Consider the following 21858-nt stretch of genomic DNA (forward strand, 5'->3'; position numbering starts at 1 on the left):
TCGTCTGCGCGTGGACGCAGCCAACAGTTTGCGCATGGACGCAGCCCATGCACCGCTTGCCGACCTGCCGCTCCGGGCCCGGCTCGCCGCCGCCTCACCGTGGAGCCGCAAGCGGATCGCGGGGGAGGCGGCGCTCGCCCTCGTGCTGGCCGGGCTCGCCGGTCTGTTCGGCGGGGTGGCCTTGTTCGGGGCGTGGGCCGGTGCCGTGGCCCTGGCGGTCGCCGTGCTGTCACTGGCCCGTCGTTCGCTGCCGGCGACAGTGCTGATCATCTCGTCGGCCCTGGCCGGTGGGGTGGCCGGCGTGACACCGCTGCTCATCTACGCGAGCTGGTCGGCGGGCAGCCGCATCACGCGACCCGGGCGGGCGCTGGCCGCGTACACCGCCGGGTTCGTGCTGAACGTCGCCCTCACCATGCGCGAAGCGGTCGAGGAGAAGAGCGAGCTGTCGCTGCTCGCGACCACCGTGCTGGCCGCGGGCGCGTTCGTGGCGGTGGCGGTCGTGCCGGGCCTCGCCTCCCGGTACCGCGCCCAGCGCCACGCGTTGCTCGACGCCCTGCGGCGGCACAACGCCCAACTGGTGCGCGAGCAGACGATGGTGGCGCGCCAGGCGCGGCTCCTGGAACGGCAGCGCATCGCCCAGGACATGCACGACAGCGTGGGCCACCAGCTCGCCCTGATCTCCGTGCACGCCGGGGCGCTGGAAGTGGACCCGGAGCTGGGCGACCGCCAGCGGGAAGGGGTGGGCATCCTCCGGGAGGCCTCCAGGTCGGCGATGCAGGAGCTGCGCGAGGCGGTGGGCATCCTGCGGGACGACGTCGGCGAACCCGCCGGGCAGCGGCCGGACCAGGCCGACGCCGGGCCCCCGACGGCCCGCGCGGCGGCTGCCGTCGACGGTCTCGTCGAGGCATCGCTGGCCGCGGGCGCAGCCGTGGAACTGCACCGCTCGGGCACCGTACGGCCGCTCGCACCCGCCGCCGACCACACGGCGTACCGCATCGCCCAGGAGGGCCTGACCAACGCACACAAGCACGCGCCGGGCGCCCCGATCACCGTGGCGCTGCGCTATGAACCGGACAGCCTGGTGGTCGAGGTGGCCAACGGGCCCGTGCCGGCCGGGGCTCCGGCGACCGCGCCCGCGATCAGCGGCGGTCAGGGCCTGGCGGGACTGCGGGAGAGGGCCCGGCTGGTCGGCGGCATGGTCCACACGGGCGCCACCCCCGACGGGGGGTGGCGCCTCGCCGGTGTGCTGCCCTACGGCGGTGACGCGTCGCGGACCCGGCCGCACGGCGCGACCTCCGTCGCCCCCGACGACGACTTTGGAGGGCAGCTCGGCGGGGGCGCGGCGGGCGACGGTGGAGCGGTCATCGACCGTTTCGATCCGCAAGGGGAGTTCGCCACCATCATGAGCAGCAAGAAGAAGGTCGCCCTCGGCTGTGCCGTCACCTCCGCCGTCCTGGTCCTGGGCGTTCTCGGCCTCGGGGCCTGGGGACTGACGGCACTGTTCGACGAGGTGGAGAGCGGCACGATACCGGCGAGCGTGTACAAGTCCGCGAAGGTCGGCGACGCCGAGAAGGACGTGAAGGCCAAGCTGCCGGAGGGCAGTTCCCTGCTCACCGAGGGCCAGGAGAAGCAGGGCCCGCCGCTGCCCGAGGGTGCGACGTGCCGTCACTACCTGGACGTCGACGACGACATCGTCTACCGGTTCTGCTTCCGCGACGGGAAGCTGGTCGCGAAGGAGTCCTACAAGGACGAGCTCTGAAGGGCGACGACGAGGTCGCACGGGTGACCGGATCGGGCATGATGGCGGGGCTTTGCCATCCGTCCGTCACACCGAACCCGCGCAGGAGGCCGCGTGATCCGGGTCCTCGTCGCCGACGACGAGCCGCTCATCAGGGCCGGCATCAGGATGATCCTCACCTCGGCCGACGACATCGACGTCGTGGCCGAGGCGGCGGACGGCCGGGAGGCGGTGGAGACCGCCCGGAGCACCGCGGTGGACGTGGCCCTGCTGGACATCCAGATGCCGGTGATGGACGGGCTGACCGCGCTGGCCGAGATGGTCAGGGCCGCGCCGAGGGTACGTGTGCTGATCCTGACCACGTTCGGCGAGCGCGACAACGTCCTGCGGGCGCTCGGCCACGGCGGCGCCGGCTTCCTGCTGAAGGACTCCGCGCCGCAGGAGCTGATCCACGCGGTCCGTGCGGCGGCGGCCGGCAACGCCTACCTCTCCCCGGCCGCCACCCGGCATGTCGTGGACACCCTCGCCTCCCCGGCCACGACCGCGCGCGGTGAGGAGGCCCGCCGCCGCCTGGCCGGCCTGACCGAACGGGAACGCGACGTGCTGGCCCTGCTGGGCGAGGGCCTGTCCAACGCGGACGCGGGTGCCCGACTGCACATGAGCGAGGCCACCGTGAAGACGTACGTCAGCCGCCTCCTGACCAAGCTGGACTGCGACAACAGAGTCCAGGCGGCCCTCCTGGCCCGGGACGCGGGCCTGGAGTCGAACGCGGACTGACGGTTCCGTCGCGCCCCAGAGGGTACCGAGCTGCCTCGACATACGGTTCGGCAACGCCCTCAAGGGGCGCGGGGAACTGCGCGACCAGCCACGACGGCGCCGCGGACGAGCGACGACATGACTCGGCACTCCCAGCGGAGCGGCTAACGCTCCAGCGCGCCGTTGAACCTGCGGGGCAGCCCCAGCGGGTTGTCGTCCCGGAGCTCCGCGGGAAGCAGCGCCGCGGGCGCACCCTGGTAGGCGACCGGCCGCATCCAGCGCTCGATCGCCGTGCCGCCCACGGAGGTGGACGTCGAGGTCGTCGCCGGGTACGGACCTCCGTGATGCTGGGCCGGCGCGACGGCGACACCTGTCGGCCACCCGTTGACCAGCACACGCCCGGCCAGCGGCGTCAGCTCCGCCAGGATCTCCGCGCCGCGTCCCTCACCGGCGGCCTCCTCGGCCGACAGGTGGACGGTCGCGGTGAGGTTGCCCGGGAGCCGGGACAGGACGGCCTGCGCCTGCGCGTCGTCGTCGTAGCGGACGACTACCGTCACCGGGCCGAAGCACTCCTCCAGGAGCAGGTCGTACGCGCCCTCGCTCGTCAGCTTCTCGGCCGCGACCGTCAGGAACCCGGCGCTGACCGTGTGCTCACCGCCCGCGCCCGGCGTCACCGGCGACTCGACCTCCGGCAGCTCGGTGCGCTCGGCGACCCCGGCGATGAAGTTGTCCCGCATCCGGTGGTCGAGCAGGACGCCGGCCTCGGTGTCGCTGACGGCGTCCGTGAGCGACTTGACCAGGCCGTCGCCCGCGGCGCCGGACGGCACCAGCACCAGACCCGGCTTCACACAGAACTGGCCGACGCCCAGCGTCATCGAGCCCGCGAGCCCCGTGCCGATGGCCTCGGCGCGCTCGGCCGCCGCGGCCTCGGTGATCACGACGGGGTTCAGGGAGCCCAGCTCGCCGTGGAACGGGATCGGCACCGGTCGCGCGGCCGCCGCGTCGAAGAGGGCGCGGCCCCCCCGGATCGAACCGGTGAAGCCGGCCGCGGTGACCAGCGGGTGCCTGATCAGCTCGATGCCGGCCTCGAAGCCGTGGACGAGGCCGATGACGCCCTCGGGGATGCCGTGCTCGGCGGCGGCCGTACGCAGCACCTTGGCGACCAGCTCCGACAGGCCCGGATGGTCGGGGTGGGCCTTGACGACGACGGGGCAGCCCGCGCCCAGCGCGCTGGCGGTGTCGCCGCCGGCGACGGAGAAGGCGAACGGGAAGTTGGACGCCGAGTAGACGGCGACGACGCCGAGGGGCACCTTGTAGCGGCGCAGGTCCGGGATCGGCGGGGTGGCGGTGTCGTCGGGGTGGTTGATGACGACGTCGAGGAAGGCGCCCTCGTCGACGATGTCGGCGAAGGCCCTCAGCTGGTAGCAGGTGCGGGCGAGTTCGCCGGTGAGGCGGACCGGGCCGAGCGCGGTCTCGGCGTCGGCGGCCTCGACGAGCTGGTCCTTGGCCGCCTGCAGCCGGTCGGCGGCGCTGCGCAGGAAGGCCGCGCGGACCGTGCGGTCGGCGAGGGAGCCGCGCGCGTCGTGCGCGGCGCGGACGGCGGCGTCCACCTCCTGTTCTGTGGCCTCCACCGCAACCTGTTCACGCTGCTTCCCGGTTCGGGGGTCGACACTCCAGACTGGTGCTGCTGCCACCGCGGGTCCCTCCACACATGTATTGCCGCAGTACGGGGTCATCCACCAGGCTCGTTCGATATACTGAACGCTGTCTCTGATGATGAATATGCTGTCGGAGACTATATCTTCAGGTCCTCGTCGAACGAAGGGGTCAAGGGCGATGTCGGCTGGCGAGACGGGCGGCGGGGCGCAGGTCAAGTCCGCGGTACGGACGGTTGAACTGCTCGAATACTTCGCCGGACGCCCCGGCATGCACTCCCTCGCGTCGGTCCAGGAGGCCGTCGGATACCCCAAGTCCAGCCTCTACATGCTGCTGCGCACCCTGGTCGAGCTGGGCTGGGTGGAGACGGACGCGACGGGCACGCGGTACGGCATCGGCGTCCGGGCGCTGCTGGTCGGCACGTCGTACATCGACGGCGACGAGGTGGTCGCGGCGGCCCGCCCGACCCTGGACCGCCTCTCGGACGACACGACGGAGACCATCCACCTGGCGCGGCTGGACGGCACCAACGTGGTCTACCTCGCCACCCGCCAGTCCCAGCACTACCTGCGCCCCTTCACCCGGGTCGGCCGCCGCCTCCCCGCGCACTCGACCTCCCTCGGCAAGGCGCTGCTCAGCACCTACACGGACGAGCAGGTCCGCAAGATGCTCCCGGAGACGCTGCCCGCGCTGACCGAGAACACGATCACCGACCGCGAGAAGCTCATCGAGGAGCTCCACCAGGTCCGCGAGCAGGGCTTCGCCGTGGACCGCGAGGAGAACACCCTCGGGCTGCGCTGCTTCGGCGTCGCGATCCCGTACCGCACCCCGGCCCGCGACGCGATCAGCTGCTCGGTGCCGGTGGCCCGGCTGACGCCCGCCCACGAACAGATGGTGAAGGACGCCCTGTTCGACGCCCGGGACCGGCTGACGCTGGCGACGCGCCGCCTCTGAAGGATCCCGTCTCCCCCGTGCGGCGGAGACGGATCGTCGGTGTGCAGGACGTGCTGGTCGGGGTGCTCGCGGGAGCGTGGACGCATGACGCAGTCACTCGCCCCCGCCCCGGTCCTGCACACCCCGAGTCCCAGCCGGACCCGCCGCGCGCTGCGGGCCGTCGCCATCGTCTCGTGCGTGCCGTATCTCTCGCTCAAGATCGCCTGGGTCGCCGGGAGCCACGTCGGGATTCCCGAGGACAGCGGACTGCTGGACCACCGGGTCTCCATGGCGGTGGTCAACAGCGTCTCCGTGCTGCTGGACAGTGCCGTGATCGTGCTCGCGCTGGTGCTGACCAGGCCCTGGGGGCTCAGGGTGCCCGCGTGGCTGCTCGCGTTCCCGGTGTGGGTCGCCACCGGGCTGCTCACTCCGATCATGGCCGGGTTTCCGCTGCAGCTCGTGGTGCGGGCCTTCGGGGGCAGCACGCGGACGAGCGCGGGCGGTGAAGCCTTCCTGGACGAATGGGTGTTCGGGGTCGTGTACAGCGGGTTCATCGCTCAGGGGATCTCCCTGGGGGCACTGTTCGCGCTCTATGCCCGGGACCGCTGGGGACACCTGTGGCGGGGGCTGGTGTGGGAGTTGCCGGTCGGTGTCATCGGGGCCGCCCAGCGGGTGAGCGCGGTGGCCGCGGGGATCCTGGCGCTGTTCCCGCTCACCGTGCACGTGCTGTGGGCCTGCGGGGCGACGGCGGGGCTGAGCGAGGGGCGGGTGTCGGAACGGACCGGTGACTTCTACGCCCTGGAGACCGTGTACGCCCTCTTCCTCCTCGCCGCCGTCACCGGTGGCTGCATGCTCGCCTTCCGCCTGGGCCGCGCCCTGCCCGTGAAGGTACCGCTCGCCCTGGCCTGGGTCGGCTCGGGTGCCGTCACCTGCTGGGGCGGCTGGCTGTCGCTGGCCTCCCTGGGCGGCCCGGACGACATCGCCGACCGGGCCACACCGCTGATGAGCCTGACCTACGCTGGCCAGATGATCGTCGGCATCCTCGTCGCCACCGTCGGCGCCTACTTCCTGGCGGAGCGGTCCGCGGTGAAGCGGTCGACGTGAGCGGACATCTCCGGCTCCTGTTCGGGCGGCGGGCGCGGCGGCGCTGGATCCATCTGATCCTCGGCGGCGCGCTCGCCATGCCCTACGTCTTCGTCGGCCAGCTCGTCGTCGGGCCCGCCACCGACTCCCGGTATGTCTTCAACGACCTGCCCCTGCAACTCCTCTCCTTCGCCGTCGGGTTGCCCCTGGCCGCCGTCACCGCCGCCCTGTTCCCGCTGACCCGGTCCCTGGAGGCGGGTGCGGTGCGGTCGCTGTGCGGGGTCGACGCGGGGCTGCTCGCCCACGGCCCCGCACGGACGCGGGCCGCGAAGGGGCGTACGGCGGCCTGGTTCACGCTGCATCTCGGGTTCGGCGGGATCATCTCCGGGATGTCGCTGGCGGTGCCGCCGTTCGCCGGGTTCCTGGCCGCGCTGCCGCTGATCGTGTGGCTGGGCGGTGCGGAGTTCGTCGAACTCCCCGAAGCCCTCGACCACACGTGGGTGCTGGCGCTGGCGCCGCTCGCGGGGGTGGCGACGCTGCTGGCGCTCGCCTGCTGCGCGGCGGCCGCCGGCACGCTCCTCGCCCGCTGGGCGCCCGCGCTGCTCGGGCCCGCGCCGGAGGACCGGCTCGCGGCGGCCGAGGCGCGCGCCGCCGACCTCGCCGTGCGCAACCGGCTCGCGCGCGAGCTGCACGACTCCGTGGGCCACGCCCTCAGCGCCGTCACCCTCCAGGCGAGCGCGGCCCGCCGAGTCCTCGACACCGACCCGGAGTTCGTGCGCGAGGCCCTCGCCGCGATCGAGGACACGACCCGGCGCACGGTCGGTGAACTCGACGCCGTGCTCGGCGTGTTGAGGGACGGCGACGCTCCCGGTACGGCCCCGGCGCCCACCCTCGGCGGCGACCTCGACTGTCTCCTGCGCCGCACCCGGGCGGGCGGGACACGGGTGACGGCCACGGTGGGCATCGACCCCGAGGCGCTGCCGCCGGTGCTGTCCCGCGAGGCCTACCGCATCGTGCAGGAGGGGCTGAGCAACGCCCTGAGGCACGCCGGTGAGCGGGTGACGGTGACCCTGCGGATCGAGGCCGCCGACGGGCAGCTGGCGATCACCGTGGAGAACCCGCTGGACCACGCCCCCGTCTGTCGCCCCGGCGGCGGCCACGGCCTGCGCGGCATCGCCGACCGGGCCCGACTGCTGGGCGGGACGACGGAGGCCGGCCCCGCACCGGGGATGTGGCGGCTGCATGTACGACTGCCCCTGAAGGGACCCGCATGACGATCCGGATCGTCCTCGCCGACGACGAACGCATGGTGCGCAGCGCCCTGCGCGCCATCCTCTCCGCCGAGCCGGACATGGAGGTGGTCGGCGAGGCGGCCACCGGCGCCGAGGCCGTGACCGTCGTACGGGACCGGCGCCCGGATGTCGTCCTCATGGACGTCCGGATGCCCGAGATCGACGGTATCCGGGCCACCGAGCAGATCCTCGGCACGCTCGACGATCCGCCCCGCATCGTCGTCGTCACGACCTTCGAGAACGACTCCTATGTCTACGACGCCCTGCGCGCCGGAGCCGCCGGGTTCCTGCTGAAGCGGGCGGACGCCGACGCGCTCGTGCAGGCGGTACGGCTGGTCGCGCGCTCCGACACCCTGCTGTTCCCGTCGGCCGTCCGGAACCTCGCCGCCGAGCACGCGCGCGCGTACCCGGCACCGCCACCCTGGGTGGCGCGGCTCACGGGACGTGAGAGCGAGGTGCTGAGGCTGATGGCGCGGGGTCTGACCAACGCGGAGATCGCCCGGCGCATGGAGGTCGGTCCGGCCACCGTGAAGTCGCATGTGGCGGCGGTCCTGGCGAAGACCGGCACCCGGGACCGCACCCAGGCGGTGATCGCCGCGTACGAGGCGGGCTTCATGAACAGTCGATGAGAAAACGGGGCGCAAGGGAACGATTGCCCTCATCCCGCTCGTCTCCTCGGGTGGGATGAACAAGACGATCAGGCGGGTGTCCGTCTTCGTGCTGCTGCTGGTGTTCGCTCTGCTGGTCAGGGCGACATGGGTGCAGTTCTACGACGGCCAGGCACTCGCGGACGACAAGGACAACCGGCGGAACACGATCGCGCTGTACAGCGAGCCGCTCGGCAACATCGTCGTGGGCGGCAAGTCGGTCACCGGCTCGGCGCGCACCAAGAACGGCGACCTCGCGTACAAGCGGACGTACACGGACGGCTCGCTGTACGCGGCGGTCACCGGCTACAGCTCACAGGCGTACGGCGCCACGCAGCTGGAGGGCGTCTACCGCGATCTGCTGGACGGCACCGACAACCGTCTGAAGAGCGTGCTGGACACGGTCACCAACAAGCGGTCGGCCCCCGGCAACGTGATCACGACGATCGACCCGGACGTGCAGAAGGCCGCGTACGACGCGCTCGGCGACAAGAAGGGCGCCGCCGTCGCGATCGACCCCGGCACCGGGAAGATCCTGGCGACCGTCTCCACTCCGTCGTACGACCCGTCGCGGATCACCACGGGCGACTCGGACGCCTGGACGCAGCTGACCAAGGACTCCGACAAGCCGATGACGAACCGCGCGCTGCGCCAGCCGCTGCCGCCGGGTTCGACGTTCAAGCTGGTCGTCGCGGCGGCCGCGCTGGAGGACGGGCTGTACAAGTCGGTGGACGACAAGACGGTCAGCCCGAACCCCTACGACCTGCCCCAGTCGAGCAGCCGGCTGACGAACGAGAACCCGTCCGCCCCCTGTGAGAACGCCTCGATCCGGGTCGCGCTGCAGTACTCCTGCAACAACGTCTTCGGCAAGATGGCCGTCGACCTGGGCCAGGACAAGGTACGGGCGACGGCCGAGAAGTTCGGCTTCAACGACGAGTCGCAGGACGTGCCGGTGCGGGCGTACACCAGCGTGTACCCCTCCGGCATGGACAAGGCGCAGACGGCCCTGTCCGGCATCGGCCAGTTCGACGTCACCGCGACCCCGCTGCAGATGGCCATGGTGTCGGCTGCCATAGCCAACGGCGGCAAGCTGGTCTCACCGCACATGGTGTCGCAGATCACCAACAGCAGCGGGGATGTGCTGGAGAACTACGACGACCGGGCCGACACCAAGGAGATCGTCAGCTCGTCCACCGCCGAGCAGCTCCAGTCGGCGATGCAGACGGTCGTCGAGGAGGGCACGGGCACGAACGCCCAGATCTCGGGCGCGACGGTGGGCGGCAAGACGGGCACGGCCCAGCACGGCGAGAAGAACAGCAAGACGCCGTACGCCTGGTTCACGTCGTACGGCAAGGCCGACGGCAAGGAGGTCGCCGTGGCGGTACTGGTCGAACAGTCGGACGCGGCACGGTCGGAGGTCAGCGGTAACGGCCTGGCGGCGCCGGTGGCCAAGGCGGTGATGGAGGCGGCGCTGAAGTAGCGCCCCTCCGCCCCGCGCCCGAAGGGGCGCGGGGCGGTATCGATTTGCGGCTCCGCCGCGCGGGCGCGACCAGCCACGTCGAAACGCGCACTGGCCGCGCAGCGTCCCTCACTTCACGCCCAGGACCTGCTCGATCGGGTTGATGGCGAAGTACACCAGGAACAGCACCGACGTGCCCCACATCAGCCAGTGGATCTCCTTCGCCTTGCCGAGCACCGCCTTGATGACGACGTACGCGACGAAACCCGCCCCGATGCCATTGGTTATCGAGTAGGTGAACGGCATGACGGCGATCGTCAGGAAGGCCGGGATGGCGATCTCGTACTTGTCCCAGTCGATGTGCTTGACCTGGGTCATCATCAGGAACCCGACGGCGACCAGGGCGGGTGCGGCCGCCTGGAGCGGCACGATCGTGAGCAGCGGGGTCAGGAACAGGGCGAGTCCGAACAGGCCGCCGGTGATCAGGTTGGAGAAGCCTGTGCGCGCGCCTTCGCCGACGCCCGCCGCCGACTCGATGTAGGAGGTCGCGGAGGACGACGAGGCCGCACCGCCGGCGGCCGCCGCGGCGCCGTCGATCAGCAGCACCCGGCCGAGGCCCGGCACCTTGCCCTGCTCGTCCAGCAGGCCGGCCTCCGCGCTGATGCCGACGACCGTGCCCATGGTGTCGAAGAAGTCGGACAGCACCAGGGTGAAGATCAGCAGGACGACGGTGATGGCGGTGGTCTCACCGAACGCACCGAAGAGACTGAAGTCTCCGATGAGTCCGAAGTCCGGGGTGTCGACGACCTGGTCGGGCCAGGCCGGCGTGGTCAGTCCCCAGGCCTTTATGTCGGCGACGGAGTTGATGATCATCGCGACGACCGTCATGGTCACGATGCTGATCAGGATCGCGCCCTTCACCTTGCGGGCGAGCAGCGCGATCGTCAGCAGAACTCCGAGACAGAACACGAGCATCGGCCACCCGGCGAGCTGACCGGTGCCGCCCAGCTGAACCGGCACGGTGGTGTTCGCGGCGTCCGGGATCCGGCTGACGAATCCGGCGTCGACAAAGCCGATGAAGGCGATGAACAGGCCGATACCGACACTGATCGCCTGCTTCAGCGGTTGCGGGATGGCATGCATCACGGCCTCGCGCAGACCGGTGACCACGAGCGCACAGATCAGCAGGCCTTCGAGGACGACCAGCCCCATCGCGTCGTCCCAGGCCATCAGCGGGGCGATCTGGAAGGCGACGACGGCGTTCAGACCGAGGCCCGCGGCGAGTGCGAGCGGCAGGTTGCCGCCGACGCCCATGATGATCGTCATGACCGCGGCCACCAGAGCGGTGGCGGTGGTGAGCTGGACGGCATCCAACTGGTCGCCGAACTTGTCCTTCGCGCTCCCGAGGATGATGGGATTCAGGACAAGGATGTAGGCCATCGTGAAGAACGTGGCGAAGCCGCCGCGTATCTCACGGGTGAAGGTGGACCCCCGCTCGGAGATCTTGAAGAACCTGTCGACGCTGTTCACACCCGGCGGTGCGGCACTTGGCCGGTCGGTCACCTTCTGGGAATCGGACATGGCGGGTCGCTCCTTGCTGCCTGACTGATCGGTGTGCGGATGCTGGCTGGATTGTTCCCCTGTTGAACCCGTTTCAGGTTTTCCCCGTGTTACGGAATCAGGGCTGCTCACCGTACGACCTGCCACACCTTGTTCGAAGCCTCGTACGAACCAAGCAGTCGATCACTGCTACGCTTCCGCATCTCGTCCGGATGATCTCCGAATGAGCACATGTCATACACGTGGCACGCACAGCTGGGAGGGGTCATCCGTGGGCACGGTCGTCGACGACGCCGCCTCCGTGGAGTTCCACGCCTTCTTCGACCGGCACTATGCCGAACTGGCGCGCCTGGCCCATCTGCTGACGGGTGAGGCGGACGCCGCCGACGATCTGGCGGCGGACGCGTTGCTGGCGCTGTGGCACCGCTGGGACCGGGTGCGCGCGGCCGACCATCCGGTGGCGTACGCGCGCGGGGTCGTCGCCAATCTGGCCCGCACGAAGATCCGCAGCGCGGTCCGGGAGCGGCGGCGCATCGCCCTGTTCTGGTCGCAGCGCGAGGAGAAGACCGAGAACCCTGATGTCGCGGGCGTCGTCGACGTCCAGGAGGCGTTGCGTAGACTTCCGTTCCGCAAACGCGCCTGTGTGGTGCTGCGGCACGCCTTCGACCTGTCCGAGAAGGACACCGCGCTCGCACTGGGTGTCTCGGTCGGTACGGTGAAGAGCCAGACCTCCAAGGGGATGGCCGAGCTGCAGCGGCTGCTCGGGGCCCAGGGAGCTCCGCTCAAGGTGCATGCGGCCGCCATGGCTCGCGCCGGGAACGCCGGAGGAAGGAACCGATGATGCGGCGGGACGTGCACGACGAACTGCGCGCCCGGCTGCACGAGGCGGCCGAGGCGCACCAACCCGACCGCGCGCGGATCCTGGCCCGCGTCGAGCGCGGTATGGCCGAGCAGACCCGCCCCGACCACCGGGCGACCCGTCCGCCCGTCTACGGCTGGTTCCGGGTGGTGACCGCGACGGCCGCGGTGGCCGGCGTACTCGCGGTCGGCGGTTACGCGGTGGCGTCCGCCGTGAAGGAGGACACCCCGCAGCAGACGGTGGCGACCTCGCCGACGCCCACGCCGACGCCCGACGCGACGAGCCGTGCGCCGGTCCCGCCGGTGAGCCCGAAGCCGAAGCCCACGCCGGAGTCAGGCAAGAAGACCGGGCCCCCGTCGCAGCCGCCCGCGAACCCTCTGCCGCCCACCGCCGAGGGCAAGGAGGACGGCCCCCTGTGGTCGGACGGCTCGGTGGACCCGCACAGCAACGACTTCTGGGCGCAGAGCAACCTGACCCTCAAGGCGAGTGAGCGACTCACCGCGCTCACCGTGCAGCTGAAGGTCGCGCAGACCGGCGGGGTCACCTCCACCGGAGCCTGGCGCTCGCTGCCGGAGGGCGACTTCACGCTGACGGTCGAGGAGAAGGACGGCTTCGTCGTCTACACCTGGGTACTCAAGGAGGGCCGTACGGTCCGCGAGGGCGAGTGGGTGTTCGCGGGGCAGTACGACCATGAGCGCGGCGGCCGGGACGCCAGGAACGACCGCTATGCGATGACGGCCACGGCGGGCGGCGAACAGCTGTCCGTGGCGGGTGACTTCGCGGGCCACGACGACAACTCCGGTACAGACGCAGGGGATTCGTAAGAAAACCCGGAAGACCCGGCAACCCTTCCTTCACCTGGGGGCGACCAAGAGTCGCAAGGATCCCCCAGGCAAGGATTTGGGTAATGACAGCACGAGCCGAACAGCGCGTCAGCCACCGCCGCAAGGTCACGAAGCGACGGGCGCTGATCGCCGGAGCCTGCGCCCTCGGCATCACAGGTGCGGCGATCGTCACCACGACGCTCATGTCCACCGCCGGTGCTGCCGCGTCCTGGCCCACGCCCAACGGCAGCAAGCCGGTGTCCAGGACGATCCCGGTGTCGGGCACCTACGACGGCAGGATGGCGAAGTTCTACGGCACCGGTGACCTGGGCGGGAGCGGCCAGGAGGAGGGCCAGGACCCGATCTTCGAGCTGGCCGACGGCGCGGTCCTGAAGAACGTCGTCATCGGCACCCCGGCAGCGGACGGCGTCCACTGCAAGGGCTCCTGCACCCTGCAGAACGTGTGGTGGCTGGACGTCGGCGAGGACGCCGCCACCTTCAAGGGCAAGTCGTCCTCGGCGGTGTACACGGTGTACGGCGGCGGCGCGAGAAACGCCGACGACAAGGTGCTCCAGTTCAACGGCGCGGGCAAGCTGGTCGTCTCCGAGTTCCAGGTGGAGAACTTCGGCAAGCTGGTGCGCTCCTGCGGCAACTGCTCCACCCAGTTCAAGCGCACGATCACCATCAACGACGTGCACGTCACCGCGCCCGGCAAGTCGATCGTCGGCATCAACTCCAACTACGGCGACACGGCAGCGCTGCGCAAGATCCGTGTCCACGGCGACAGCGGCAAGAAGATCAAGACCTGCACCCGCTTCGAGGGCAACAGCAACGGCAAGGAGCCGAAGGAGCTCGGCAGCGGACCGGACGGAACGGCCTGCAAGTTCTCGGCGTCCGACATCGCCTACCAGTGAGTGGTTCCCGCCGGGAAACAACCACATGTTCATGTTCAACGTCCCTAGTAATGCACGGCAGACGGACACCCCCACCTCGTTCGACTGTCCGGACCTGCTGACCTGAGCCCCCCTCGGTCAGCGGCGCCGGCCGGAGCCCCCCTCGGGCCGGCAAGGAGAACGCCCCGCCAGTGACGACCGGCGGGGCGTTTCTTCTTGGCACGGAAGACCGGGAGCCGTCCGTAGGGCCTGTCCTAGTTCATGGTCGAGCCGATGGTGGCGGAGCCGGTCGTCAGGAAGGTCGTCGCGGGCAGCGAACCGTCCGCCTTGCGCGCCCCGTACGCCGTGGCGGCGTCCTTCGACCTGAAGGCCGCTCTCGCCACACCGCTGTCCCAGTCGTTGGCCGAGGAAACGGCCGACGAACCGAGCTTGGACGGTGACCGGCGAGGAGAACTGCCAGAGGTCGATCCCGTCGTCCGAGTTGTTGTACAGACGCGCCCCGGTGATCCTGTTGCCGGTTCCGGAGCCGAACTTCACGGCGATCCCGTCGGCGTTCTGACCGTGCCCGGCGGGGTCGTGGTTGCCGTGACTGTCCAGGTTCTGCACGAGGTTGCCGGTCGTGCCGTCGCCGCGGAGCGTGAACCCGGAGTCGCCGTTGTCGGCCGTGACCAGGTTCTTGAAGACACCGCCGACGCTCGACGTGGCGACGAAGCCCTGGGCCGGGGAGTTGACGAAGGTGAGGTTCCGCACGGTCCAGTAGTCGCCGTAGATCCCGGCGAGCCAGGACCCGGCGGGCAGCTTGGAGCCGTCGATCCGCACCTTCTCGCTGCCGTACGCCTGGAGCGTGATCCGGGCCGAACTCGTGCCGTTCGCCGTGGACTTGAGGGTGGCGGCCGGCTGGTAGGTGCCGCCGCGCACCTGGATGGTGGTACCGGCTGCGGCGTTCTTGACGGCCGACTCCAGCTGGGCGGTGCTGGACACGGTGACCGTGGTCGAGGCGGCTTCGGCACCGCCGTCCGAGAGGCCGAGACAGACGCCGCCCGCCCCCGCGGCGACGGCCACCGCGGCGGCGATGGAGAGGGTGCGTGTCCTGCGGTGGCGTCCGGTGCTCTGAAGCACAGGGGCGTTCCTTTCCTGGGCGATGGGGACGAAGCGGGCCGGAGGGGCCGCCCCGGCCCGCTTCTGGCATCTGGTCGCCACCGAGGGCGCGAAGGTTGCCACGCCTCACCGAAACCAACCGAAACTTTCGCCGCCCCTGATCGCACACGCACCGATTGACGTGCCGTTTCCCGCTGGCGAGACTCCGAAGGCGCACACCATCCAACACGAACCCCCACACTCACACAGGACCGATATGCGCCCACGGATACTCCTCGTCGCCTGTCTCTCGCTGCTTCTCGCCCTCCTCAGCGCCCCACCCGGTTCCGCCCACCCAGGAGCACCACCCGTGAACCAGCCCAAGTACGCCGGCTATCTCTTCGCCTATTTCACCGGCGAGGGCACCGCCGACGGCGAGCAGATCCGCTACGCCCTCAGCCGCGGCAACGACCCGCTGCACTGGCGTGAGCTGAACGCGGGGAAGCCGGTGCTCACCTCCACGACCGGGGAGAAGGGCCTGCGCGACCCCTTCGTGATCCGCTCCCCCGAGGGCGACCGGTTCTACATGATCGCCACGGATCTGCGGATGTACCAGAACAGCAGCGGCAGCTGGGACCAGGTCCAGCGGCACGGCAGCAAGTCGATCATGGTCTGGGAGTCCACCGACCTGGTCCACTGGACCGACCGGCGCCTCGCGCGGGTCTCCCCCGACAACGCGGGCAACACCTGGGCGCCGGAGGCGTACTGGGACGACAGCCTCGGCGAGTTCGTCGTCTTCTGGGCCTCGAAGCTGTACGCGGCCGACGACCCCGACCACACCGGCTCGACGTACAACAAGATGCTGTACGCGACGACGAAGGACTTCCGCACCTTCAGCGAGGCGAAGGTCTGGAACGACCCGGGCTACTCGGTCATCGACTCGACGGTCGTGCAGCACAAGGGCACTTACCACCGCTACACCAAGGACGAGCGGGACCCGAGCTCCGGATCGCCCTGCTCGAAGTTCATCACCGCGGAGAAGTCGACGAGCCTGACCGACACCTCGTACGACTTCGTGGCCGACTGCATCGGCAGCGGTGCGATGGAGCGCGGTGAGGGCCCGACGGTGTTCAAGTCGAACACCGAGGACAAGTGGTACCTGTTCATCGACGAGTACGGCGGCCGCGGCTACGTCCCGTTCGAGACCACCGACCTCGACTCGGGCAGGTGGACGCCGTCCACCGACTACCAACTGCCCGCGAGCCCCCGCCACGGCACGGTGATTCCGGTGACGCAGGCCGAGTACGACCGGCTGCTGGCCGCGTATCCCGCGAGCTCCGCCTCGGTGGTGGACGCGACGGCGAAGGACCAGAAGGGCTACGCGACCGTCACGGAGAGCGCGTCGAAGGTGGTCCTGCCGATGCGGCCGGACGCGGACCTGGCGCGTCTGGCCCCGAAGCTGTGGGTGGGCGAGGGCGCTTCCCTCACCCCCGGGTCCGGCACCCGGCGCGACTTCCGCAAGCCGCAGTCGTACACGGTGACGGCCAAGGACGGTACGAAACGCACCTGGACGGTCGAGGCGGTGAGAACCGGAAGCCCGGTCCTGCCCGGCCTCAACGCCGACCCGGACGTGCACTATCTGAACGGCGAGTACTGGATCTACCCGACCACGGACGGCTTCCAGGGCTGGAGCGGGACGAAGTTCAAGGCGTACTCGTCGAAGGACCTGGTCCACTGGAAGGACCACGGAGTCATCCTGGATCTCGGCCCCGACGTGACGTGGGCGGACAAGAACGCCTGGGCCCCGGCGATCGCCGAACGCGACGGCAAGTACTACTTCTACTTCTGCGCCGAGCAGCAGATCGGCGTGGCGGTGGCGGACTCCCCGGCGGGTCCGTTCAAGGACGCGCTGGGCAGGCCTCTGGTGGCGAAGGGCGGCTCACTGAAGGGGCAGATGATCGACCCGGCGGTGTTCACGGACGACGACGGGACGTCGTATCTCTACTGGGGCAACGGACACGGTTACGTCGTCCCCCTGAACGACGACATGGTGTCGTTCGACGCGTCGAAGGTGAAGGACATCACCCCGGACAACTTCCGTGAGGGATCCTTCGTGATCAAGCGGAAGGGCACGTACTACTTCATGTGGTCCGAGGACGACACCCGCAGCGAGAACTACCACGTGGCGTACGCGACGGGCCCGTCCCCGCTCGGCCCGTGGACCAAGCGGGGCACGATCCTGCAGAAGCGCCCCGAGTACGGCATCCTCGGCACCGGCCACCACTCGGTGGTCAACACCCCCGGCACCGACGACTGGTACATCGTCTACCACCGCTTCGCCCTGAACGGCCCCGGAAAGCCGGGCAGCGACGGCATGCACCGCGAAACGACCGTCGACCGCATGAAGTTCGCGGCCGACGGCACGATCCTGCCGGTGGTGCCGACGCTGGAGGGCATCAGGCCCGTACGACGGTGAGGCTCAGCCGACGAAGTACGTCGGGTTCGGCAGCTTGTACGTCCGCTCGGCGTGGCCGCCCTCCAGGTCCGAGTACTGGTCGCCGAAGTTGGCGATGATCTCGTATCCGAGGTCGTCCTCGATGTGGCCCCGGGTGCCGGACTTGTACTGCACGGTCGTGCAGTTCCAGGTGCCCGGCGTGGCACAGGCGCTCAGATAGGCCGGCGGGTTCGCCTTGTCCTTGAGGAACATGTGGTCGGCGTCGAGGTTCACATCGGCGCCGACCTTCTTCAGGTTCTCGACGGCGGCGGAACGCTGCGACTCGGCCAGACCCGAGTTGTAGAAGACCTCGACGCCCTTGGACTCGGCGTACCGGACCAGCTCCGGGCTGCCGAACACGGCCGGGCGGTCGGCCTTGTTCACGTACTCGGCCCAGGTGGTCGCGTTGAACGTGTAGTTGGTCTTCTTCTCGTAGTCGAGGCTGAGCAGCAGCGTGTCGTCGATGTCGAAGACGACCGCGGGCTTCTCACCCTTGTGCAGCGCCTTGCGGGCCGCCTTGTCTATGTACTTCCGGGCAGCCTTGTCCATCTTCGCCAGGTCCTTGGCGTAGGGGCTGTCCTTCGACGCCTGGTAGACACCGTTCGCGTCGAGCGAGGTGCCGTAGTAGGTGTCGATGTCCTTGACCAGCAGCCCGATGTTGTAGGGCTCGTGGGTGCTGTTCGCGGTCGTCTGTCCGGCCGTGGCGGCACCGGCGCCGTAGAGGGCGGCACCGGCGACGGCACAGGCGGCGGTGACGGCCGCGATACGCAGTGACTTGTGTGGTGGCTTATGCATGACAGATTTTCTACGCGCGTCACCCCTGTCTGCGCGAGTTCCGTTGCGAGATCGAGATCTGGGGAGATCCGAAGAGGGACGTGGATGCGAAAAACGGGGTTCGGGTTCCCTCAGATTGGTGCGATATCCGTGAAGAGCGTGCATGCCATTTGCGAATGCTTACCTGGGCAGCGCGCTCTTGATCAAAAAGTCGATCGCCTTTCGGCCAGCGGGTGTTAACGTTCCGAGCGCCCGGTGATCAAGGTCTGGCACCGGGAAAAACGGGAGGAAAACAAGTGAATCGAAAGCTGGCTGTCGGTGTGCTCGCGACTGGGCTCTTTCTGACGGGCATGGGGACAGCGTTCGCTACGGCAAGCGGTGGGACGACCAGTGCGGCCGAGGCTCGTGCCTCATGGAAGGGCATCCCCACACTGAACAGCGGGGGTGTCCAGTTCAAGGACGCCAAGTACAAGTTCGAGCCTTCGCACACCAACAAGGGTGCCTTCCACTGGAAGGGCAACCTCAAGGACGCCGACCACGGCGACGGGCACAACGTCTACATGCAGGTCCGCGTCGAGGGATACGGATGGGGCCGGTTCGACGGCAAGCAGAAGAAGACCGTCTGGCTGGACAAGCTGAGCTACGACGGTGCCGCTCTGCACACCGATGACGCGTCGATACGGGCCTGCCGTGACCGGGGTTCGCTGCACCCGGACAACTGCTCGGTGACGAAGAGCTACCACCGCTAGGAGAGACTGACGGGCGACCGTCAGTCACAGAACAACCCTGGGGCCCCGGACTGACCGCCGGGGCCCTCCGGCCTCCGGGGGACACGATCAGTACCAGTACGTCAGACGCGTCACACATCCTCTCCGCGAGCGGTGTCGAGCTCTCCTACGGCTCCACACCGGCCGTGCGCGACGCCCATCTCGCACTCGCCCGGGGCGAGGTCGCGGCGATCACCGGGGCCAGCGGTTCCGGGAAGTCGTCGCTGCTCTACTGCCTGGCAGGGGTACTGCCTCCGACGCGGGGCCGGATCAGTTTCGACGGGCAGACGTTCGCCGACCTGGACGACGAGGAGATCAGCGCCCTGCGCCGGGAGCGGTTCGGGTTCGTCTTCCAGTACGGCGAGTTGCTGCCCGAGCTGACCATCGAGGAGAACACCGCCCTGCCGCTGCGGCTCGCCGGGCAGCGCAAGCGCCCCGCGCTCAAGGCCGCCGCCGAGGTGCTCGACCGGCTGGGGATCGGCGAGCTGCGTGAGCGGCGGCCCTCCCAGGTGTCCGGCGGCCAGAGCCAGCGCGTCGCCGTCGCCCGCGCCCTGGTGCACAAGCCCGCTGTCGTGTTCGCGGACGAGCCGACCGGTGCCCTCGACAGTGCCAACGCCTCTGCCGTGCTGAAGGAGTTCCTGGACCTGGCCCGCTCGCAGGGCACCGCCGTGCTGCTGGTGACCCACGATCAGACGGTGGCCGCACAGGCCGACAACCGCTACACCATGGCCGACGGCGTGCTCGCCCCCATGGGAGCGGCGGGATGAGGGAGTTCCTGCTCGGTCTGCGGCTGCTGTTCGGCTCCGGCCGGGGCAACCGCGCCCGCTTTCTGCTGATGACCCTGGGCGGCTCGCTCGGCGTGTGCTGCCTCGCCCTCGTTCTCACGATCCCGGCGATCCTCGACGCCCACGACGGGCGGACCGCCGCCCGTGACCCCCGGGTCTACGCAGGTCAGCCGACCGGTCAGCGGAGCATGGTGCAGGAGTTCCGGGACCCGCACGGCTCCAGGCCGTTCGGCCGGGTCTTCATCGCCCTGGGCACCCAGGACACCCCCGCGCCGCCGCCCGGCCTGAGCAAGCTGCCCACCCCGGGCGAGGTGTACGTCTCCCCCGCCCTGCACGACCAGCTCCAGCGCGAGCCCGGCCTCAAGGGCCTGCTCCCCGGCACGGAGAAGGGCCTGATCGGCGCCGCCGGCCTGGCCGACCCCAACGAGCTGTACGCCTACGTCGGCACCACCCGTGCCCAACTCGGCGACGGCGCCCGTGCGTTGAAGAGCTTCGGCAGCAACTACCCGCCCACCTGGGCCGTCGACCCCTCCACCCTGGAGATCCTCCGCTTCACCCTGGCCACCCTGGTCCTGCTGCCCCTCGGCGTCTTCCTGTCGGTGTGCGCCAAGCTGTCCGCCGCCAGCCGCAACCGACGGCTCGCGGCGCTGCGTCTGCTCGGCCTCAGCGCCAAGGGCACCCAGCGGGTCAACGCCGCCGAGACCGTCGTGGCCGCCCTGCTCGGTGCGGCCCTCGGCCTCGCGGAGTTCTGGCTGCTGAACCAGATCGTCGCCAGGACGGGCCTGCCCGGCCTGAAGTGGTACGCCGCCGACGGCGCCGCCTCGGGGCAGACGATGGCCATCTGCCTGCTCGGCTGCCCGTTGCTGGCCTGGTTCGTCGGCCGGGCGAGCGCCCGCGCGGCGGCCCGGAACCCGCTGGCGACCCGTCGGGTCGCCGCCCCCAGGGCGCCGCGCGTCTGGGGCGGGCTGCTGCTCGTCACCGGCCTGGGCATCGTCGTCGGCTTCAGCGCCACCGGCCTGACCGACCGTCCCGCGAGCAGCACCGGCATCAACGCCCTGCTGGTGCCGGCCGGTGTGCTGCTGACCGGGCTCGGTCTGGTCCTGACGCTGCCGCTGCTGTCGTACCTCCTGGCCAAGCGGCTCGCCCGCTCCGGCAATCTCGCCCTCAACATGGCCATGCGGCGCAACGAGGTCGAGCCCGGCAGCGCGATGCGCGTGGTCACCGGCCTGGTGCTGCTGGTCTTCTCGGCGTCCCTCGCCCAGGGAGTCCTGGTCGAGCTGAGCCAGGTCTCGCGCAGTTCCTCACCGACCCAGGAATACGGCTTGCAGCTGTCCCGGTTGAGCCCGGACCAGCAGCAGCGGCTGCGCGAGATTCCCGGCGTGGACGTGGCCACCGTCGTCATGGACTTCGACAACGATCTGCAGAGCGACACCGACGACGACCAGGCCACCGCCCTGGTCGCCACCTGCGCCCAGCTCACCGCGCTGACCCGGCGGGTGGAGGGCTGTGTGGACGGCAAGGTGATGCGCCTGTCGGACCCGAACACCGGGGACGAGCCCTTCAAGGCCTCCACCTACACGCTGAAGAAGGACGGCAGGCGCACGACGCTGCGCATCCCGGTACCGAAGGACACCGTGCTGTTCGCGGGTCAGGGGGTGACGAACCTGCCGGGTACCGGCATTCTCGTCCCGCCCGGCAAGCTGCCGCCCGGCGCCGTCCCGGTGTCCGCCACTCTCGTCCTCGCCTCCTCCTCCGACCCGGCGACTGTGCGCTCGGTCCTGGACGGGATCGGGGCCATCGCACCGACGGCCGACGTGGATCCCACGGGCGTCAACGTCGAGGCCCTGCAGCAGCTCACGGTGATCAAGACGCTCCTGTTGCTGGGCATGGTGATGGGTCTGGTCATCGGCGTCGCCGCGTTCCTGGTGTCGGTCACCGACCGGGCCGTGGAACGCCGGTCCCAGGTCACCGCCCTCGCTCTCATCGGAGCCCGGGCCGGCACCCTGCGCACCGTGCAGTGTCTGCAGGTCGTCCTGCCGCTCGCGATCGGCCTGCTGCTGGCCCTGGTCTCGGGCAAGCTGGCCGAGACCGCCTACCTGGTCACGGGCGGCGGCGAGATCTTCTGGGACGGCGCGGGCCTGCCCGTACTGCTGGCCTCCACCCTCGGCGTCCTCGCCATGGCGATCATCGGCACCCTCCCCCTGGTCGGCCGCCGCATCGACCCGGAGCTGATCCGCCGGGACTGACGGTGCGTACGGAAT

At 70.1% G+C, this 21858-nt stretch carries 18 protein-coding genes; 14 read left to right on the forward strand and 4 right to left on the reverse strand.

Translation table 11 applies throughout. From position 1 onward, the window contains the following. Positions 1–34: 34 nt before the first annotated feature. Together POF73_RS34085 and POF73_RS34090 are read left to right on the forward strand one after the other, a co-directional pair. A complete protein-coding gene (locus POF73_RS34085; RefSeq protein WP_272122940.1) occupies positions 35–1759 on the forward strand; it encodes a sensor histidine kinase in 1725 nt (574 codons plus the stop codon). A gap of 93 nt (positions 1760–1852) precedes the next feature. Next, a complete protein-coding gene (locus POF73_RS34090) occupies positions 1853–2515 on the forward strand; it encodes a response regulator transcription factor (protein ID WP_272122941.1) in 663 nt (220 codons plus the stop codon). A gap of 143 nt (positions 2516–2658) precedes the next feature. Here POF73_RS34090 and POF73_RS34095 read toward each other — a convergent pair whose 3' ends face one another. Continuing rightward, positions 2659–4188: an aldehyde dehydrogenase (NADP(+)) gene (locus tag POF73_RS34095; protein ID WP_272122942.1), complete on the reverse strand. Its 1530-nt coding sequence runs from the start codon at positions 4186–4188 to the stop codon at positions 2659–2661. Positions 4189–4330: 142 nt separating this feature from the next. Here POF73_RS34095 and POF73_RS34100 point away from each other — a divergent pair, with 142 nt between their 5' ends. The 5 genes from POF73_RS34100 (at position 4331) to POF73_RS34120 (ending at position 9585) form a co-directional block, all read left to right on the forward strand. Next, positions 4331–5104 carry an IclR family transcriptional regulator gene (locus POF73_RS34100; protein ID WP_004002235.1) on the forward strand — a complete coding sequence of 258 codons (774 nt, stop codon included), beginning with the start codon at positions 4331–4333 and terminating at the stop codon, positions 5102–5104. Between the two features lie 84 nt (positions 5105–5188). Continuing rightward, complete coding sequence (locus POF73_RS34105) at positions 5189–6187, forward strand: hypothetical protein (protein ID WP_272122944.1); 999 nt, start codon at positions 5189–5191, stop codon at positions 6185–6187. Continuing rightward, positions 6184–7440: a sensor histidine kinase gene (locus POF73_RS34110; protein ID WP_272122946.1), complete on the forward strand. Its 1257-nt coding sequence runs from the start codon at positions 6184–6186 to the stop codon at positions 7438–7440. Before POF73_RS34105 ends, POF73_RS34110 begins: the two co-directional genes overlap by 4 nt. Further along, positions 7437–8087, forward strand: coding sequence for a response regulator transcription factor (locus POF73_RS34115; RefSeq protein ID WP_272122948.1), 651 nt, complete (start codon positions 7437–7439; stop codon positions 8085–8087). The genes POF73_RS34110 and POF73_RS34115 overlap by 4 nt, the downstream gene beginning before the upstream one ends. Before the next feature lie 55 nt (positions 8088–8142). Continuing rightward, entirely contained in the window at positions 8143–9585 is a 1443-nt protein-coding gene (locus tag POF73_RS34120; RefSeq protein WP_272122949.1) for a peptidoglycan D,D-transpeptidase FtsI family protein, read from the forward strand. Between the two features lie 108 nt (positions 9586–9693). Here the strand turns inward: POF73_RS34120 and POF73_RS34125 are convergent, their stop codons facing one another. Next, complete coding sequence (locus tag POF73_RS34125) at positions 9694–11145, reverse strand: NCS2 family permease (protein ID WP_272122950.1); 1452 nt, start codon at positions 11143–11145, stop codon at positions 9694–9696. A 250-nt stretch (positions 11146–11395) separates the two neighbouring features. Between POF73_RS34125 and POF73_RS34130 the strand changes: the two genes are divergently transcribed. The 3 genes from POF73_RS34130 to POF73_RS34140 all read left to right on the forward strand — a co-directional run bounded on the left by POF73_RS34130 (position 11396) and on the right by POF73_RS34140 (position 13721). Continuing rightward, positions 11396–11965 (forward strand): SigE family RNA polymerase sigma factor, encoded by a 570-nt coding sequence (locus tag POF73_RS34130; RefSeq protein ID WP_272122951.1) that lies wholly within the window; start codon positions 11396–11398, stop codon positions 11963–11965. Then, positions 11962–12807, forward strand: coding sequence for a hypothetical protein (locus tag POF73_RS34135; protein ID WP_272122952.1), 846 nt, complete (start codon positions 11962–11964; stop codon positions 12805–12807). Before POF73_RS34130 ends, POF73_RS34135 begins: the two co-directional genes overlap by 4 nt. 83 nt (positions 12808–12890) lie before the next feature. Next, positions 12891–13721, forward strand: coding sequence for a pectate lyase (locus POF73_RS34140; protein WP_272122953.1), 831 nt, complete (start codon positions 12891–12893; stop codon positions 13719–13721). A gap of 117 nt (positions 13722–13838) precedes the next feature. Here the strand turns inward: POF73_RS34140 and POF73_RS34145 are convergent, their stop codons facing one another. Continuing rightward, positions 13839–14819 carry a right-handed parallel beta-helix repeat-containing protein gene (locus tag POF73_RS34145; RefSeq protein WP_443049678.1) on the reverse strand — a complete coding sequence of 327 codons (981 nt, stop codon included), beginning with the start codon at positions 14817–14819 and terminating at the stop codon, positions 13839–13841. A gap of 235 nt (positions 14820–15054) precedes the next feature. Between POF73_RS34145 and POF73_RS34150 the strand changes: the two genes are divergently transcribed. Next, complete coding sequence (locus POF73_RS34150) at positions 15055–17253, forward strand: family 43 glycosylhydrolase (protein ID WP_272122954.1); 2199 nt, start codon at positions 15055–15057, stop codon at positions 17251–17253. A gap of 3 nt (positions 17254–17256) precedes the next feature. Here the strand turns inward: POF73_RS34150 and POF73_RS34155 are convergent, their stop codons facing one another. Then, the gene (locus POF73_RS34155) at positions 17257–18066 is read right to left on the reverse strand and encodes an HAD family acid phosphatase (RefSeq protein WP_272122955.1); all 810 of its coding nucleotides are present in this window, start codon (positions 18064–18066) and stop codon (positions 17257–17259) included. Positions 18067–18395: 329 nt separating this feature from the next. Between POF73_RS34155 and POF73_RS34160 the strand changes: the two genes are divergently transcribed. From POF73_RS34160 to POF73_RS34170, 3 genes are all read left to right on the forward strand, one after another. After that, positions 18396–18794: a hypothetical protein gene (locus POF73_RS34160; protein WP_272122956.1), complete on the forward strand. Its 399-nt coding sequence runs from the start codon at positions 18396–18398 to the stop codon at positions 18792–18794. Between the two features lie 164 nt (positions 18795–18958). Further along, complete coding sequence (locus POF73_RS34165; protein WP_272122957.1) at positions 18959–19579, forward strand: ABC transporter ATP-binding protein; 621 nt, start codon at positions 18959–18961, stop codon at positions 19577–19579. After that, positions 19576–21843, forward strand: a complete 2268-nt coding sequence (locus POF73_RS34170; protein ID WP_272122958.1) for an ABC transporter permease — start codon at positions 19576–19578, stop codon at positions 21841–21843. Before POF73_RS34165 ends, POF73_RS34170 begins: the two co-directional genes overlap by 4 nt. Positions 21844–21858: the final 15 nt, after the last annotated feature.

Source organism: Streptomyces sp. HD, assembly GCF_028369295.1.
Lineage (GTDB): Bacteria > Actinomycetota > Actinomycetes > Streptomycetales > Streptomycetaceae > Streptomyces.

Coding starts and splice junctions, on each gene's coding strand:
- POF73_RS34150 (WP_272122954.1), top strand. CDS start 15,055: ATGCGCCCACGGATACTCCTCGTCGCCTGTCTCTCGCTGCTTCTCGCC.
- POF73_RS34115 (WP_272122948.1), top strand. CDS start 7,437: ATGACGATCCGGATCGTCCTCGCCGACGACGAACGCATGGTGCGCAGC.
- POF73_RS34155 (WP_272122955.1), bottom strand. CDS start 18,066: ATGCATAAGCCACCACACAAGTCACTGCGTATCGCGGCCGTCACCGCC.
- POF73_RS34160 (WP_272122956.1), top strand. CDS start 18,396: ATGGGGACAGCGTTCGCTACGGCAAGCGGTGGGACGACCAGTGCGGCC.
- POF73_RS34100 (WP_004002235.1), top strand. CDS start 4,331: ATGTCGGCTGGCGAGACGGGCGGCGGGGCGCAGGTCAAGTCCGCGGTA.
- POF73_RS34170 (WP_272122958.1), top strand. CDS start 19,576: ATGAGGGAGTTCCTGCTCGGTCTGCGGCTGCTGTTCGGCTCCGGCCGG.
- POF73_RS34125 (WP_272122950.1), bottom strand. CDS start 11,145: ATGTCCGATTCCCAGAAGGTGACCGACCGGCCAAGTGCCGCACCGCCG.
- POF73_RS34140 (WP_272122953.1), top strand. CDS start 12,891: ATGACAGCACGAGCCGAACAGCGCGTCAGCCACCGCCGCAAGGTCACG.
- POF73_RS34085 (WP_272122940.1), top strand. CDS start 35: ATGGACGCAGCCCATGCACCGCTTGCCGACCTGCCGCTCCGGGCCCGG.
- POF73_RS34135 (WP_272122952.1), top strand. CDS start 11,962: ATGATGCGGCGGGACGTGCACGACGAACTGCGCGCCCGGCTGCACGAG.
- POF73_RS34120 (WP_272122949.1), top strand. CDS start 8,143: ATGAACAAGACGATCAGGCGGGTGTCCGTCTTCGTGCTGCTGCTGGTG.
- POF73_RS34105 (WP_272122944.1), top strand. CDS start 5,189: ATGACGCAGTCACTCGCCCCCGCCCCGGTCCTGCACACCCCGAGTCCC.